The sequence below is a fragment of the Candidatus Nitrotoga arctica genome (assembly GCF_918378365.1).
Classification (GTDB): domain Bacteria; phylum Pseudomonadota; class Gammaproteobacteria; order Burkholderiales; family Gallionellaceae; genus Nitrotoga; species Nitrotoga arctica.
The window spans coordinates 1,727,458-1,742,265 of sequence record NZ_OU912926.1 but is presented as its reverse complement, the minus strand read 5'-3'; the positions used below and the strand labels follow the sequence as shown (position 1 = coordinate 1,742,265).

At 46.6% G+C, this 14,808-nt stretch carries 15 protein-coding genes; 10 read left to right on the top strand and 5 right to left on the bottom strand.

The window, feature by feature from the left end; all coding sequences use genetic code 11:
• Window positions 1-25 precede the first annotated feature (25 nt).
• Window positions 26-811: a hypothetical protein gene (locus MKZ32_RS07815; protein WP_239796772.1), complete on the top strand. Its 786-nt coding sequence runs from the start codon at window positions 26-28 to the stop codon at window positions 809-811.
• 125 nt (window positions 812-936) lie between these two features.
• Here MKZ32_RS07815 and MKZ32_RS07810 read toward each other — a convergent pair whose 3' ends face one another.
• Complete coding sequence (locus MKZ32_RS07810; RefSeq protein WP_239796771.1) at window positions 937-2,235, bottom strand: ATP-binding protein; 1,299 nt, start codon at window positions 2,233-2,235, stop codon at window positions 937-939.
• A complete protein-coding gene (gene ompR / locus MKZ32_RS07805; RefSeq protein WP_239796770.1) occupies window positions 2,232-2,951 on the bottom strand; it encodes an osmolarity response regulator transcription factor OmpR in 720 nt (239 codons plus the stop codon). The genes MKZ32_RS07810 and ompR overlap by 4 nt, the downstream gene beginning before the upstream one ends.
• Before the next feature lie 375 nt (window positions 2,952-3,326).
• On the opposite strand from ompR, the gene MKZ32_RS07800 reads away from it, so the two are divergent.
• The 8 genes from MKZ32_RS07800 to MKZ32_RS07765 all read left to right on the top strand — a co-directional run bounded on the left by MKZ32_RS07800 (window position 3,327) and on the right by MKZ32_RS07765 (window position 10,644).
• On the top strand, window positions 3,327-3,851 hold the full coding sequence (locus MKZ32_RS07800; RefSeq protein ID WP_239796769.1) for a DUF3106 domain-containing protein: 525 nt from the start codon (window positions 3,327-3,329) through the stop codon (window positions 3,849-3,851).
• Between the two features lie 88 nt (window positions 3,852-3,939).
• The gene (locus MKZ32_RS07795) at window positions 3,940-4,302 is read left to right on the top strand and encodes a hypothetical protein (protein WP_239796768.1); all 363 of its coding nucleotides are present in this window, start codon (window positions 3,940-3,942) and stop codon (window positions 4,300-4,302) included.
• Window positions 4,303-5,321: 1,019 nt separating this feature from the next.
• Window positions 5,322-5,831, top strand: a complete 510-nt coding sequence (locus MKZ32_RS07790; protein ID WP_239796767.1) for a hypothetical protein — start codon at window positions 5,322-5,324, stop codon at window positions 5,829-5,831.
• On the top strand, window positions 5,828-6,490 hold the full coding sequence (locus MKZ32_RS07785) for a glycine zipper family protein (protein WP_239796766.1): 663 nt from the start codon (window positions 5,828-5,830) through the stop codon (window positions 6,488-6,490). The genes MKZ32_RS07790 and MKZ32_RS07785 overlap by 4 nt, the downstream gene beginning before the upstream one ends.
• 308 nt (window positions 6,491-6,798) lie before the next feature.
• Window positions 6,799-6,963 carry a hypothetical protein gene (locus tag MKZ32_RS07780; RefSeq protein ID WP_239796765.1) on the top strand — a complete coding sequence of 55 codons (165 nt, stop codon included), beginning with the start codon at window positions 6,799-6,801 and terminating at the stop codon, window positions 6,961-6,963.
• An 866-nt stretch (window positions 6,964-7,829) separates the two neighbouring features.
• Window positions 7,830-8,273, top strand: coding sequence for a Spy/CpxP family protein refolding chaperone (locus MKZ32_RS07775; protein WP_239796764.1), 444 nt, complete (start codon window positions 7,830-7,832; stop codon window positions 8,271-8,273).
• Between the two features lie 499 nt (window positions 8,274-8,772).
• Window positions 8,773-10,038 carry an alpha/beta hydrolase family protein gene (locus tag MKZ32_RS07770; RefSeq protein WP_239796763.1) on the top strand — a complete coding sequence of 422 codons (1,266 nt, stop codon included), beginning with the start codon at window positions 8,773-8,775 and terminating at the stop codon, window positions 10,036-10,038.
• A 204-nt stretch (window positions 10,039-10,242) separates the two neighbouring features.
• A complete protein-coding gene (locus MKZ32_RS07765) occupies window positions 10,243-10,644 on the top strand; it encodes a phage holin family protein (RefSeq protein WP_239796762.1) in 402 nt (133 codons plus the stop codon).
• A 163-nt stretch (window positions 10,645-10,807) separates the two neighbouring features.
• Here the strand turns inward: MKZ32_RS07765 and MKZ32_RS07760 are convergent, their stop codons facing one another.
• Window positions 10,808-12,346: an HDOD domain-containing protein gene (locus MKZ32_RS07760; protein WP_239796761.1), complete on the bottom strand. Its 1,539-nt coding sequence runs from the start codon at window positions 12,344-12,346 to the stop codon at window positions 10,808-10,810.
• Between the two features lie 343 nt (window positions 12,347-12,689).
• Here MKZ32_RS07760 and MKZ32_RS07755 point away from each other — a divergent pair, with 343 nt between their 5' ends.
• Entirely contained in the window at window positions 12,690-13,154 is a 465-nt protein-coding gene (locus MKZ32_RS07755) for a hypothetical protein (protein WP_239796760.1), read from the top strand.
• Window positions 13,155-13,296: 142 nt separating this feature from the next.
• On the opposite strand, the gene tmk is transcribed toward MKZ32_RS07755, so the two are convergent.
• Complete coding sequence (gene tmk, locus MKZ32_RS07750) at window positions 13,297-13,905, bottom strand: dTMP kinase (RefSeq protein ID WP_239796759.1); 609 nt, start codon at window positions 13,903-13,905, stop codon at window positions 13,297-13,299.
• Window positions 13,906-13,919: 14 nt separating this feature from the next.
• Window positions 13,920-14,804, bottom strand: a complete 885-nt coding sequence (locus MKZ32_RS07745; RefSeq protein WP_239796758.1) for a DMT family transporter — start codon at window positions 14,802-14,804, stop codon at window positions 13,920-13,922.
• Between the last annotated feature and the right edge of the window lie 4 nt (window positions 14,805-14,808).

The window sequence follows — 14,808 nt, the reverse complement described above, 5'->3', positions numbered from 1 at the left end:
TGAAAAACCCGGTCTGATCCAGTAGATGATGGACTGGTCATCGCGCAGGAACGTAGTATTAGTCGCGGCAATTGTTATATTGGTATCTTCCCCAACCCAGGCCATTCAAGATCGGGCTGATATCGAGCCAAACGACCCGGTCAGCGTGGAACATGCGATCGCTTGGAAATTGACTCCAAACTTCTACCATGAGACTGCAGGCCGTTCAGCGGTGGACATCAATTTACGCGGCAACCGGGAAGATGATGTTTTCTGGATCGGTCAGTACCAGCGAGGCACTGAATTTCAGCAGATGCGCGTCGGCTATGAACGTCAGTACCCCTTGCCTTTTGGGAGAATCATTGCTTCAGGGCAGTACGCGTCGCGCGGGTTCCTGGGCGCCAGCGCGACCCTGGAATTAAGCAATGGCAAAGAAGCACCCTACTTCGGGCTGCTCGGTTTTGGACGGACTAATCTTAAACCCTATTACAATCTCAACTTTGATCCGAACGACTCTACCTTGCTCGGCGCTGGATGGCGCCCGGATCACATCAACTTGGTAACCCTGTATCAAGTTCACGATGACCGACTTAGAACCGGACAACGTGTTACACACCTTGTGTTGCGCAGACAAACAGGCGAACAGTCTCGACTGACGGTTGACTTATTTAGGCGCGCAGGCCGTAGTGATCAGTATTCCGAGTTCTTTCACGCCACCGGTGTGGCGTTGACCTATGATCAGGAACCGTGGTTCGTTCGTCTCGCTTGGGATCCCAAGGCAAACTTTACTGCCAGCGACATGACGCGTCTGGCGTTGGGAATACGATTCTAGTGACCGCCCTGATTCGTCGGAGTTTAAATACAGCCCCAATAGGGGTGCAATTGGACACATAAATATGTTGAAAGAAGGAACGATTCGCGCGGCGACCAATAAGAGTTATTAATTGCAATGAACGGTTAGACGCACGGCAAAATTAGTTGGGCCACCAACCCGCCCTCTGCGCTATCTCTCAAACGAAATTCGCCACCATGCAAACGTGCCGCACGTTCAACAATTGCCAATCCCAATCCTGTTCCGGTGACATTGCTGCGTGAGGTTTCCAACCGGGCGAAGGGTCGCTTGATCGCTTCGTGTTGCGCAGCAGGAATACCCGTACCGCGATCCGTTATAGTTAGATTGACTTGGTTTTCTTCCTGTTTGAGCTGCAAAGTAATTTTGCCGCCACCATGTTTGATAGCATTATCCAGCAGGTTGGAGAGTGCGCGTTTCAATAGCAATGGTCTGACTTGCAGCATAGGCATATCATGCAGTTCGAGCGTAAGCGATTTCGCTTGCTGTTTAAATCGCTCCGCAACTTCGCGTACGAGTGATTTTATATTCAGTTGGATAACGACTTCATCTTCATCTAGGCGCGCATAGTCCAGGAATTGCTGAATGACTGCATTCATCTGTTCAACATCAGCGGCAAGTCCCTCGCGTAGGGATTCCTCGGCGATAAATTCAGCGGCCAATCGCACACGCGTCAAAGGAGTACGCAGGTCATGCGAGATGCCTGCCAACACCAAAGCGCGTTCACGTTCATTCGCTGTGAGATCGGCGGACATCTGATTAAAGGCGCGCGTTACCGCGACAATTTCATGTGCGCCTCGTTCCGGTAACGGCTGCAGAGTCGCACCCTGGCCTACTTTTTGTGCCGCTTGTGCAAGTTTCTGTAAGGGATACGCCACCTGACGCGCAATGAAGTAAGCGCCGAGTAAGGCCAGGCCAAAAACTAAGCTGCCCCATATCAATAATACTTGCGATACCGGATGTTCGATGTGTTCTTTGGGTAAGGCCACCCAGAATTCTTCATTGCCAATGAAGAAGCTTACCCACAAAGCTTCCATACCATTATGTTCCGCAGCAAAGCGGGTATTCTTACCTAAGCTCTCGCGCACTTTTTTCATCATCAAATGCAATTCAAGAGGATGGGCTGGCAAGGGTCTGAGCACATCACTTTTATCTGCCATTTGTACACGCAATCTTTCTACATCCGCCAATTCGTCGAGTAGCGCGGAGCGCCATTCCGGGGCGGCGGACAGAACGGCAGCGCGTGTGAGATTGATCACCGACACCACCAACTGTGCCATCTGCTGTGCATGCGGTTCACGTTCGACTTGATTGAAAATTGCCAGAGCGGCTGTTAAAGACAGTATGGTCAGCACCATGATGAGTAGAAAGGCACGTACCAGCAAAGTTTTTGGGAAATTAATCAAGTCTTTATTCCATCCGGTACAAACACATATCCATGCCCCCAAACCGTTTGGATGAAACGGGGATGTGCAAGGTCCGCCTCAATGAGTTTGCGCAGTCGAGAAATTTGCACGTCTATAGCACGGTCGAATGGATCATGGTTGCGACCACGCGCCAGGTCCATGAGCTTGTCGCGCGATAAAGGATGACGAGGATGGGTGACTAGTACCTTGAGCAATGCAAATTCGCCGGTCGTGAGCGTAATTGCTTTACCCGCTTTGCTCAACGCACGGGTCGCCAAATTTAATTCACAAACACCGAATGTGACTATTTTTTCTTCGGTTTGCGGTGCGCCAATCGGCTGTATTCCTTTGCGGCGTAACACTGCATGAATACGTGCTACTAGTTCGCGTGGATTAAACGGCTTGGGAAGATAATCATCCGCTCCCATTTCCAATCCGATGATGCGATCTATTTCGTCGCCCTTGGCGGTGAGCAGAATCACCGGAACATTTTCTCCTGCTCCGCGTAGACGTCGCAAAATAGACAGTCCGTCTTCATTGGGCAACATCAGATCCAGCACCAAAAGATGATAACGGTTTAGCGCTAAGGCCTTATCCATCTCGCTACCATCAACGACTGCTTTCACCGCTAAGCCCTGTTCACCCAAATAGCGGAGCAACAGCGAGCGTAAGCGAGAGTCATCGTCAATAATCAGAATTCGTTGTATGTTATCCATGGCAGGCATCATAAAGCTAACTTCAAGTTTGAACTGTAAAGAATTGTGTAGCTACGCCTTGGTTGAAACAAATTGTTACAATTCTGTCCTTGGAAAAAATATTTTTCTTACAGTTAAATTTTATGATCCATTTTGTGTGAACGCTAAAGATATTCACCGGACAATTCATACAAGACATAGTTGTTAATGTACCAATAAATTTGCGGCAATGGTTTTCAGGCCAGATGAACATTGAAAATATACACACGACCATGCGCATCACCATATTCGTCAACACCAGAATTTTCGTTAGTTAAATCACATATGCAACTTAATCATGAAGAATTTTTGCATTCGTAAGGCATCTTCGATCCACTTAATTTATTGAGAATATCCGTGGCTATAAACTTGTTTAAACTTTTTTTCGCAACAGGTGTTGGGATTTGTATCGCCATGCCTGTGTTAGCAGTTGAACCGATTGACGATACTGCACAGGCTGTCCGTATCGAGCAAATGCAAAATGAATTATCTGAAGATCAGATCAAAGCCCGTGAGAAAATTCTTAAGGAATGGAAAAATAAAACACCTGAGCAACGCGCCGAAGAACATCGGGAGATAAACAAGAAGTGGCAAAACATGCCCTCAAATAAGCTTGAGGGTGGATTGCATAAGAGATGGGAAACTATGACATCGGAACAACGCGCTGAAAAACGTAAGGAAATGCATGAGCATTGGGAAAAAATGCCTCCCGAAGAACGCCATAAAATGCGCGAAAAGATGAAAGAACACTGGCAAAAAATGTCACCGACTGAACGTGACGCCCGACGAAAAAAAATGCATGAGCGCTGGGAGAATATGTCGTCGGAAGAACGCGAACAGTTAAAACTTGATATATCGCGCCAGAAGCGTTTGCCTTACTAGCCCATGCTCCAGTAGTCTATGTTGCTTAAGACAGATGAGCCGCCTTAAGCTTAACCAATAAGATTGCAATGGGAAAAATGAATTCAAAATGAGTGATTCAATATTTGTTGAAATCGAATTTTTTTTGCTGATCGTCTTCTCATTTATCTTACCCGTTAGCATTTACATTTATATGATGTGGAGGAGAGTCATTTCCCGTAAAGTAGTGCTGCTATTTGGCGTTATTCTGATTACGATTTCAGGGGTAAATGTAGTTCTTTTGCAGAGCTTGTCAGAAATGGCGACAAAAACACCGTCGTTGCTTGATGATAGAGTTTTTACATCAGAACTTTCAGTCGCGCTCTACCTTCTTCCGATCATATTTGCAGGTATTGGTGTGAATATTTTGTCTCATATATTGATCAATCACCTTGCTGATGCCGAAAGGCAATTCGACCGTGAGCATAGATAAGCTCTATATCGCAAGCGCATTGAAAGTAATAGAGTGCTCGTGCTTGCATCATGCGTAGCAGGTTCGTACTTTAAAACTTATTGTTTTTATCGATTGCAAGGTGCAGTTTGCGCCCAATACGTCGAGCAAGACCATCATGGTTTTCCCTATTGCCATTCGGCTTTTCCATAGTCACTTGATCTGGCGGAATTAACCAGCACGAAATCACCCAGTTCCTTGAATTACTCAGGATATGTTTAAGTAACAGTGCGCATTGGAAATACTACCGAAGTCTAAAATGATGAGGTTAATTTTTGGATGAGAGTACGTGAATTATAGATATTCTGTTTGCCGTAACAACAGAAATTAGACTAGGCAGTTAAACTTAACTATTTCTCTAATGTAATCAGAATATCCCTGTATCCGACCACAAGTTCTCGTTATGATTGGTCACCATTGGAACACCTTATCTTCCGTAATCAGATTTAATATTGCCAAGTCACGTAACGTAACGCGGCATAATGATGTTATGCGGAATTTTTGCATAACATGATGTTTATTAATAATAATACAACAATAATTTATTTTTTATATCTTACATACAGTAACAAACAGTTACATATTATGTGTTGGTACAAACACTTTATTTACAATTCTCTTCCATGATGGTCTTCATAGACGCTACTGCGTTAACTAATGAGATCGGTTGTTAAAAACAGCCAGGATTATAGAGAAAATTCATTATTTAATTAATAAGCACAATTTGTGACAGCGAAGAAAATGGCTATGACAGTTTTGATTACTATTGCGAACATCTGTTAATACGCTATGGTTTTGTGTGCCCGTTTTGCCAGTATGTCCGTTGAAACATTTCATGAAACACTGTGTGTGGCTTGGAATTAAGTATTAATTTTTTGTCTTAATATTTGATATGTAAATGTGCTTTATGGAGACTTGAGTGAAATCGTTTCTCAAGTTTATGGGATAGCAATTCTGAAAATTGGATTGTTGCGAATATTAAATTATGGAGTACAGAGATAATGAAGACATCGAAAATTGGTCTGTCTTTAACCTTGATCATAGCCTTGTTAGTGGGAGTGTCGACAAGCGGAGCGGCGTTTGCTGTAGGGGGCGGGCATGGTGGGCGCGGAGGCGGAGGATGGCACGGCGGAGGCGGATGGCACGGCGGAGCTCGCGTGGGTATCTATCTCGGTGCACCGATTGGTTTTAACTATGGATATTATCCGTACTCATACTACGGGTCGCCATACTATGGGTCACCCTACTATTCGCCGGTGCCCGCTTATTACCCGCCGGTACAGTCCGCGCCGATTTATACCGAGCAAAACGACGGGCCACAGATAAGCCCACAAGTAGCACCAAGAAATTCGTCGCAAGATGTTCAGGGATCCTGGTGGTATTACTGTGTCGATGCTAAGGCCTACTATCCCTATGTCAATCAATGCCCAGGAGGTTGGCTGAGAGTAGCAGCACAACCTGCGCCCGGCTCAGATGGTCAACCTGCTTTAGATAAGGTACCGATGCCATGATCAATAAATTTAGGCTATTATCAATAGCAACGACTGTGCTGGCTCTGAGCGCATGTACGTCGATACCGACTGGTCCGGGTATGCTCGTGCTGCCGGGTACGGGAAAAAGCTTTGACCAGTTCCGATTTGATGAGGACGATTGCAGGCAATATGCCAGCGCTCAGGTCGGTGGCCGCACGGCGAATGAAGCAGCGGCCGATAGTGGTGTAAAAAGCGCAGTGGTTGGAACTGTTATTGGTGCCACTGCGGGCGCATTGTTAGGCGGCCACAATGGCGCTGGCGTGGGTGCCGGATCTGGATTGCTCATTGGTTCTATGATGGGGGCTGGTACTGGTGACAGTTCAGGACGTAACCTTCAGCAGCGTTATGATTTCGCCTATCAACAATGTATGTATTCGAAAGGCCATCGTGTCCCAGTATCGGGACGCTTGGATTATCCGCGGCAGTCTGTCAGGAATAGCAATTATGTATCTCCTCCGGCTCCGAGTAGAACGCTATCGTCGCCTTCTGTTGGTTCTTCCGTGCCACCGCCACCGCCTCGTGGGATTTCACCGCTACCTCCTCCTCCAAATGTTTACATGCCGCCGCCGAATGCTGAATACATTCAGCCGCCGAGACCTCCAAGTGGCACACCGCCCCCACCGCCCCCCGGTGAATAAACATTAACGCCGTCTAAGACGGCGTTTCTTCCTGGTCTGCCCAGTTACTGGATCACGTGGTTATATCGCAATTATTTAAGCACGTAGATTCGACGACCTTCAACGCATAATTGCGAACTGCATCTCGAATTGTATCTCGAACGTCGATGCGGAATACAATTCACGCAGCATTTAACAACATGCGAGACAATCTTAATTCGGTACTGTCTGTGGAGATTGAGCTGGAACTGACCGCCACGCCTCTGGGCAACTAGACACATAGGGATAATAACCTTTTGCCGAATCACAGTAGTACCAGAACTGAGCTGATGACTGAGCCGGAGCATTTGTTTGAGGCGCGAGCACGAGAGGCTGCTGCATTGTTACTGTGCCCGGAGGTGTATAAGGATCAGGATAACCCGGCGACTGGGGCTGCGCCGGAGCATTCATTTGCGGCATTATCACGGGGGGTTGTTGCTGGTATATTACTGTGACTGGAGGCGTGTACGGATCTGGGTAAGGATAAACTGGGGTAGGGTAGAAATAATACCATACGCCAGCAGAAATCCACCACCATCCAAATCGTCCGTCGTGACGACCATGAAACCAATTGCCTTGCCTCCATATTCTTAGATCACGCTCAGCAAACCTGTGAATTTCACGGCCTTCCCAATGTCCTTCCCTGGTGCTGGGCAGAAATAGACAATGAAATAACCGACAGAACGCCAACCATTATTCCAGTAATAGTTTTTTTCATCATATCTTCCTTTGGTTAACAAGAGTTGGTATCCCTGGATGCGAGCAATCAGCTCGGCTTAATATGTACGCTGTATTTGTCAAAAGTTAGTATGCATCTAGTTTACGTATGCACGACAGAACAGATCATCCGTCAGAATTGCAATATGCACATTTCTGGAACCGTTGTCTATGGCCTGTTGTTAAGCTTTTTTGGTGTAGCGACCTGAATTTTTATTCGGCATATCGATGCCGAGCTGCTCGTTAACCAAATCTACGCCACGATATTAGTCGCGTCGGCAATTTACCTGGAAGATATCCAATGCCCGTCCAGAAATGCCTTGATCTGTTGCAGCCGGGTCTCTTCCATGTTGATTACTATGCCTTACATCATGGTCGAGCCGGAATTTGAGCCGCCCAGCAATTATTGATGAAAATTAATTGATTCTACAACGCCCCATGTTTGGTCTTTGCTAAATATTGATCGCATATTTGTAATCTCTTTACAGAAACAAACTGTTACATTTTCTTCGTTGTTGCAAACATTTTGCTTACAGTTTCCCCTCAAGATACCCTACACGCACATTACTGCGTTAACCGAAAAATTCATTTCAGGAGATAAACCATGAACATTAGTAAATCAACTCTTAGCACCATACTTGGCATAAGCCTCTCTGTCTTACTGAGCAACAGTGTGTTAGCCAACGAAAAGATGGGCTCGAAAGATCAATGCAGGCATTCTTGGGGTAAGAAAGGTGGCTACGCTGCACATTTTGATAACCGAATGTCAGTATTGCATACCGCCCTTCAGCTAACCTCTGCTCAGGAAGCATCATGGACAGAATTTTTGAATAAAATAAAGCCTGTCAAAATGGAGGCGCCTGCTCCTCAAGATTGGAAAAATCTGAGCACTCCTGATCGTCTCGACCGAAGGCTCAGCTATGTGAAAGCTCAGGAAATCAAAATGACTGAACATGCAGCAGCGGTACGTGCGTTTTACGACACATTAACTCAAGATCAGAAGGGCATATTCGATAAACAGTTCCAAACTCATCATCGCAATTCATAAGTCATAAGGAAACTTCTCTTAAAAACAGGTACGCTATTCCAACTCCAAATATTTACAGGAGATGATAATGATTAAACTGATTCAGCGACCTATACAGTCGTGTCACTTGCAAGCCTTGAGCTCAGTTATCCTTAATACTGAAGTGAAAGAGTCGCCACGATTGAGATTCCAAACAGTTGCATCAGAAATGAGCGTCTATCGGGATAGCGTGCATGAGGAGATTGAATATCACATGTTTAACCACTTTTGTGGACATATGTTGCCAGTTAGGTTTTTTGATGGATGAGGAAACTCTAACACTCCCTATCAGGGGGGAGTATGAGGATGCTCGTGTTTGCTGCATTTGCTTACACAACGAGTCAATGGGCAACGATAGTATGTTCAAATAGGGTGATTTGTGAAGAAGCTTTCAGCCTTATAGAAGGATAATATTCAGCAAATAGAGACATAAAAATTCCGCACCTTTAACAGTTCTTCCAGTAACCCACTCGATGTATCAATGAGTGCGACAAAAACTCATGATATTGGTGAAACAGCAAAATCGCCCATCAAATACACTTGGCTTGCCATGAATCTCATTTTAGATATTTTTAGTTTATCGAGGCTCTACCTCATTATAGGAGCGGGCCTTGCTACCATCCTGATGAATGGATGCTCGACTTCCCCAAAACAACCAGAGATTGACCATGAAAAAATCAAGCAGTTTGCTAGCCGCGGGTACGATTCCGGAATTGCGTATGCAACCTCAATCACCAAATCATCATTGAATACTGGAAATGGGTTTTGTCCAATCACCATTATTCAACCCAGTCGAGAAGGGAAATATCCATTAGTTATATATATGCCAGGCCTCGGCGAATCCAGCGACGCTGCAGCAGATATGCGTAATGCATGGGCAAAATCAGGATATGTCGTCCTTTCTCTTCAACCATTGGAAGATGATGTAAACATCTGGTCGTCAAAGGCAGCGCGACGCGGCGATTTTACATTTATCAGGCATGAACGGTATTCATCCGAGGTGATATCCGAGCGCCTTAATGTATTGAAGAATTCAATTCAATATCTGAAGCAACGTATCGAATCAGGTGATTCTATTTTTCAACAGATTGATTTGTCTAGCATAGCGATGGTTGGCTTTGATATCGGAGCCAGCTCAGCGATGATTGTTGCTGGTGAAAACGTTCCAAACGCTTCCATTGCCCGATTGCCCGTTCACATAACAGGGGCAATTGCCTTGAGTCCTTATGCTGATTTTTCTGGTTCGGAATTTAATGCGCGCTATCACAATATTAATATGCCGGTGCTATCCATAACCAGCGAGACAGATAGCGATGCCCATGAAAAAGTTGCGCCATCGTTGCACCAGGTCCCATTTCAATATATGCCACCGGGAAATAAGTATTTACTATTATTGGTGGGAGCATCTCATTCCGTCATTGGCAATGATAATTCAGCTAAATCAGATAATGAAGGAGATGACAACGCTCAACAAACTCGACATGGCAGTACCAGTGAAGGATCGAGTAAAGGGCGTGGCAATCGTCGTGGCAAAAAATCATCCAATAGCGGGAATGATTCTGAATTATCTTCCAAGCGCGAAGCCGTTAATTCTCCGACTCAGCGCGCCATTATGGGAGTTGCCATTGAACAGGTAACTACAGCCTTTCTTAATGCCTATATCAAAAAAGATCAATTGTCGCTGGAATGGTTGAAAAAAGATGCCCGACCTTGGCTTAATACGATGGGGCAGTTGAAAGAAAAATGATCTGTTTCACTCAGGGAGTATTCGCAGAAAACTGCTGATCCTATTCGCAGAAACCGGAAAGCAATGGATTAGATGTGGCTCGGCAGCCGAAGAAATCTATACGCGGGCTCAAAGCCCGCTGAGCACTGAAAGATTTGCATAGCATGTGGTTTCTGCCAAAGTGAACAATGCAAAGAATGATGGAGCGAAGTTGGTGTCCCGATTATGATGAATAACATAATGGAATTTTTGGCTCACTGGGGCATAACTGCGCTTTCACTATGGGTTGCGGGCCTTATATTTCACGGTATTTCTTTTTCAAATAAACAATCCTTGTTTGTATCGGCGCTGTTGCTGGGTTTCGCCAATGCGGTCATTAGACCTGTCGTCATATTGCTTACCATACCGTTAACACTTATCACTTTCGGTTTTTTTCTGCTGGTTATCAATGCACTGATGATGCTTCTGGTGTCATCTCTTGTTCCGGGCTTCAAAGTATCTGGATTTTGGACCGCATTTTTTGCGAGTATCTTCATTGCGGTTCTCAGCTTCTTTGTGGGATTATTCATTTTTCAGGCAGGTGACAATCCAATTATCATCCCTACTCATAAAGGAGTGTACATCTGATAAACCATTGCGAAAGGGTGTTGAGTGTTTTGAGCGTTGTGCTCATTCCTTGAATGATTTCCAGGGGCTGACGTATTCAATATCAATCTGATTGACGAGCAACAGTTCAAAGAAAATTCCATTCACGTTTCACGCGCTATGCAAGATAAGAACCGAGCACTCTTCAAGTGCCGCTAAGCGCAGCCAATATTTGGCTCTTTAAAGCCTTGATCAGCGCGATCTCATCGGGTGGCAAGCCCTCAAGCGCTGGCAAAACACGGTCTGCATAAAACAATCCGATCTGTACTTTTTGCACCACCAGCGGCAGCACGATAAAACTGCGCGCGTCCGGTAACAGAGCGCGATGCCATGCAGGCAAGAGATCGCGTATTTTCTCGCTGCTAGCGTCTGCTATCATCAGGTCAGTGTTATTTTTCATAGATAGATGGAACAGATCCCGCTCCGGGACCATCTGGAATACAAAGCGCGCTTGGCGCGAGGCATGGCCTTCTCCAAGGGCAACGCGGGCACGGAATTGACCCAATTTAGTATCTTTTAAACATACGGTTGCAAAACGAAAGCCCATGCTGCGGTACAGCGTTTCCAGTACCAGCAAGATCAGCTCATTGACTTTACTGCGGCCCAACGCCCGCATCTGTATCACATCCTGCACGCCGGCCAACAATAAATCGCGTGCATTGATCGGCTTGCCGCTGGGATGCCAACCTTCAGTCTTGGCGTCCGCGCCCATAGTCGCCATCAACAACACGTCTGGCATGCCGCTGTCAGCGTCGACGGCCTTGATGTCCGGCACATCAAGCTTAAGGCTCTCGGTCAGTACTCGCATTTCCTCGGTAACCGAGACAAACAACTCGCGCATTTTTTTAGTATCGAGGTTTAAGGCTGCGCCAAAATGCGCCAGCAGTTTATGACCGTCCGCCTCCACTTCGATGTCGGCGCGCGCGAGTAGTTTGGATGCCTCGACACTAAATGAGGCGACCTGACGCATCCATTCCTGACGATTACCCGCCACCCGCTGCTTACCGGCAGGCACAGCACTTAGCGCGTGGATGATGGTAGCCGGGATATTCCATTCAGTCAGCACCGCTTCGGCCAGAGCTTCAAAACTGCAGCCAAGCACGTGGGCTGAGGCTTGAGCCGGACTGTGCTCGCCTGCGGCGACGAGCACTTCAATTTGACTTAGACAGGCGGGTTCGTGCGACGCCACCAGCAAACGGCCCAGGTTTTTGAACAAAGCCGCAATTGACGCTTCTTCCGCGTCCTGGTAGTGGCTGCGGCGCGCCAGCTCGCGGCCGACCAGGCTGGCACGCAAGGCGTCGGCAAGCTCTGCGCGAATACTCTGTGCATGCTTATGGTTAGACAAGCTATCGACCAGCAGCATGGCCAACGCGCTAGTTTTTACGGTATCAAAACCAAGCATAAAAATCGCCCGGGAGATAGTCGTTACGGGCGTGTTGACCACCCGACGATAGGTCACCGAGTTCGACAGACGCAAAATCTTTTGCGTCAGCGCCACATCCGACAACACGTAATACGCGAGATTATGGGCCGCTTCGTCATCGGACGCAGTGAGTTGCACAACGTGCGATACAGCAGCACCGAGCGCAAACAAGCCGACATCGCTACTCAGTTTCTGCACAAGCGCATCGCGCACGTTACGCATTTCGTCACTACAAGATGGTGGTTTGATATCGACAGACATAGCTACATTCCCGGTAAAACGTACATCTGAAAATCCATCGTCTACCGCACACCTTGCGGTGCCAAAACAACAAAGGAAAGCATACGACCACTTTCCTTGTCATCTATCGGCTAGACTGCATCAATCTTTACGCCTGCAACACCTTCAACGGCTAGCCAGCCATGAAGGTAAACACCAGAGCACGGCTTCAACCTTTAAAACAGATGGGCATCGAGAACTTCCGCTGGCTTGACCTCAGGCATACTTGGGCAAAACAGGTCGTGGATATGTGACTTTTAGCACAGACAGGGGTGCGAGTTTTCTCTATATTTCGCACCTTCATAAACCGCATAAAAAACTAAAAATGAAATCCAATAAACTTGCTTCAATTGCCTTGTTGCTTTGGGTTCTCACTATTGCCGTATTCGCATGGTTCTTTATTCGTGGAAATACTACTGCCGGAACCGATGGTAGAACTGCAGTTATGTTGCAAGTTAGCGAACGTGACTTGATCTTATCCGAAATGCGTGGCTTGCTATCTGCAACACAAGGAATTCTAGAAGGCGTGAATCAGGGCGACATGCAGCGCGTTATCAAAGCTTCCAGTGCTGCAGGCATGGTTGTCGCTTCTGACGCAAGCCCGGCACTGATGGCAAAACTGCCGATAAAATTAAAATTGCTAGGCATGAGTGTTCACCGCGACATGGATGTAATAGCCAAAGCGGCCGAGAGTAAAGCACCAGCACCAGAAATTTTGAAGATGCTGTCTAACATCTTAACAAAATGTGTCACTTGCCACTCAGCTTGGCAGCTTAAAGTAGCCAATTAAATTGGGCATTGATTTACCCAAAGACTATTTGAAAGTTCAGGGCGAACGGAAATTGATTACCCACTCAATTGCACATAGAGCCAACCAATATCTCAAAATATTATTAAATACAATGATAGTTAATTTTAAATTATTAGTTATATCAGACCAATAGGATTGCTTTCTCTAAATCTGCTTTAACTTGCTCTGGTGTTTGGGTAGCATCAATCAACACAAAGCGATCTGGATGTTTCTTACGTCGCTCCAGGTAAGCTTGCCGCACCTTTTCGAAAAAGTTGTCTTTTTCCTGTTCAAAGCGATCCAGGGTTATATTCTTCGATAGGCGTTGGCGTGCCACCTCGACCGGAAGGTCAAACAACAATGTCAAATCCGGCTGAAAATTTTTATGTACCCAGCATTCCAATTGTTCCAGCTTTGCCACGTTCATCCCCCTGCCCCCACCTTGATAGGCAAAACTGGCATCGCTAAAACGGTCGGATACTACCCAGATTCCCCTTTGCAAGGCTGGCTTGATAACCTGCTCGATATGTTCAAAGCGAGCGGCAAACATTAGCAGAGCCTCCGTTTCTGCGTGCATGGGTTGGTTTAGTAGAATGTCCCGCAGACATTCACCCAAGGGTGTACCACCCGGCTCACGCGTTACAAGCACCTCCTTGCCGCGTTTGCGCAAGGCCTCGGCAAACCAGGCCAAATGGGTGCTCTTACCTGCCCCGTCTACTCCTTCAAAGGTAATAAATTTTGCCTTATTCATTTACTCCCCCAAAATTATTTTCCGTTGTGTGATGTGCATTTTCCAGACAGCAAGCTGGCCGAAACAATCAGCGCTGCTCCGATAATTTCTCGCAGTCCCATTTCCTCATCCGCCAATAAATACGAGGATACGGCAGCAAACACCAGCTCGGATAGCAACAGAACAATAGCCTGATTGGCTGGCAGATAAGTCAGCCCGTACTGCACAGCAAAACTAATGACGCATACAACCAATCCAATCAGCCATAGCAGCCACCACGCATCCGATGGAATATTCTGCCATTGTGCTATGACATTACCCTGGTATAACAGCAACACGGTGGTGAACAGCATCGTGCCAAACCACACACTGGCCACTTTGAAATTCACGCTCAGGTGCTGCGTACGACGCACAATTACATTCATTAAAGCAAAACTAATCCCCGCTGAAAGACCTATCCATTCCGCCTGATTTTGCGGTAGTGGCAAACCATGCTGCCTATCCCACAGCATAACGAACGCACCACCCAATGACAGCGCGATAATGGCGTAGCCGTAACGATTTAATTTTTCACCGAGCAGCCAGCGCGAAAAGATCACCGTCCACAATGGCGCGAGATAGAACAGCAGCAGCACGCGCATTACTTCGCCGTCCAACACCGCCAGCACATAGCCTAAATTGGTCCAGCCCGCACTCGCCATCAACACAATACTCAGCCATCCGGCAATTCGTAACTCGCGCCATATTGGCCCCAGGAACAGCAAGCCTAATATCATTGCCATACAATAGCTGAGCAGCGTAGATAATTCGCCGCCTATCCCCATATTGTGTAGTGCGCGATAGGGATACCACATCAGTCCCCACACCAGCGCCCCACTTAACAGGCCTATCACCGACAAAATTTTTTGTTTTGATGCCACTCGC

Coding starts and splice junctions, on each gene's coding strand:
- MKZ32_RS07815 (WP_239796772.1), top strand. CDS start 26: ATGATGGACTGGTCATCGCGCAGGAACGTAGTATTAGTCGCGGCAATT.
- ompR (WP_239796770.1), bottom strand. CDS start 2,951: ATGGATAACATACAACGAATTCTGATTATTGACGATGACTCTCGCTTA.
- MKZ32_RS07795 (WP_239796768.1), top strand. CDS start 3,940: ATGAGTGATTCAATATTTGTTGAAATCGAATTTTTTTTGCTGATCGTC.
- MKZ32_RS07790 (WP_239796767.1), top strand. CDS start 5,322: ATGAAGACATCGAAAATTGGTCTGTCTTTAACCTTGATCATAGCCTTG.
- MKZ32_RS07785 (WP_239796766.1), top strand. CDS start 5,828: ATGATCAATAAATTTAGGCTATTATCAATAGCAACGACTGTGCTGGCT.
- MKZ32_RS07780 (WP_239796765.1), top strand. CDS start 6,799: ATGACTGAGCCGGAGCATTTGTTTGAGGCGCGAGCACGAGAGGCTGCT.
- MKZ32_RS07775 (WP_239796764.1), top strand. CDS start 7,830: ATGAACATTAGTAAATCAACTCTTAGCACCATACTTGGCATAAGCCTC.
- MKZ32_RS07770 (WP_239796763.1), top strand. CDS start 8,773: ATGAGTGCGACAAAAACTCATGATATTGGTGAAACAGCAAAATCGCCC.
- MKZ32_RS07765 (WP_239796762.1), top strand. CDS start 10,243: ATGATGAATAACATAATGGAATTTTTGGCTCACTGGGGCATAACTGCG.
- MKZ32_RS07760 (WP_239796761.1), bottom strand. CDS start 12,346: ATGTCTGTCGATATCAAACCACCATCTTGTAGTGACGAAATGCGTAAC.
- MKZ32_RS07755 (WP_239796760.1), top strand. CDS start 12,690: ATGAAATCCAATAAACTTGCTTCAATTGCCTTGTTGCTTTGGGTTCTC.
- tmk (WP_239796759.1), bottom strand. CDS start 13,905: ATGAATAAGGCAAAATTTATTACCTTTGAAGGAGTAGACGGGGCAGGT.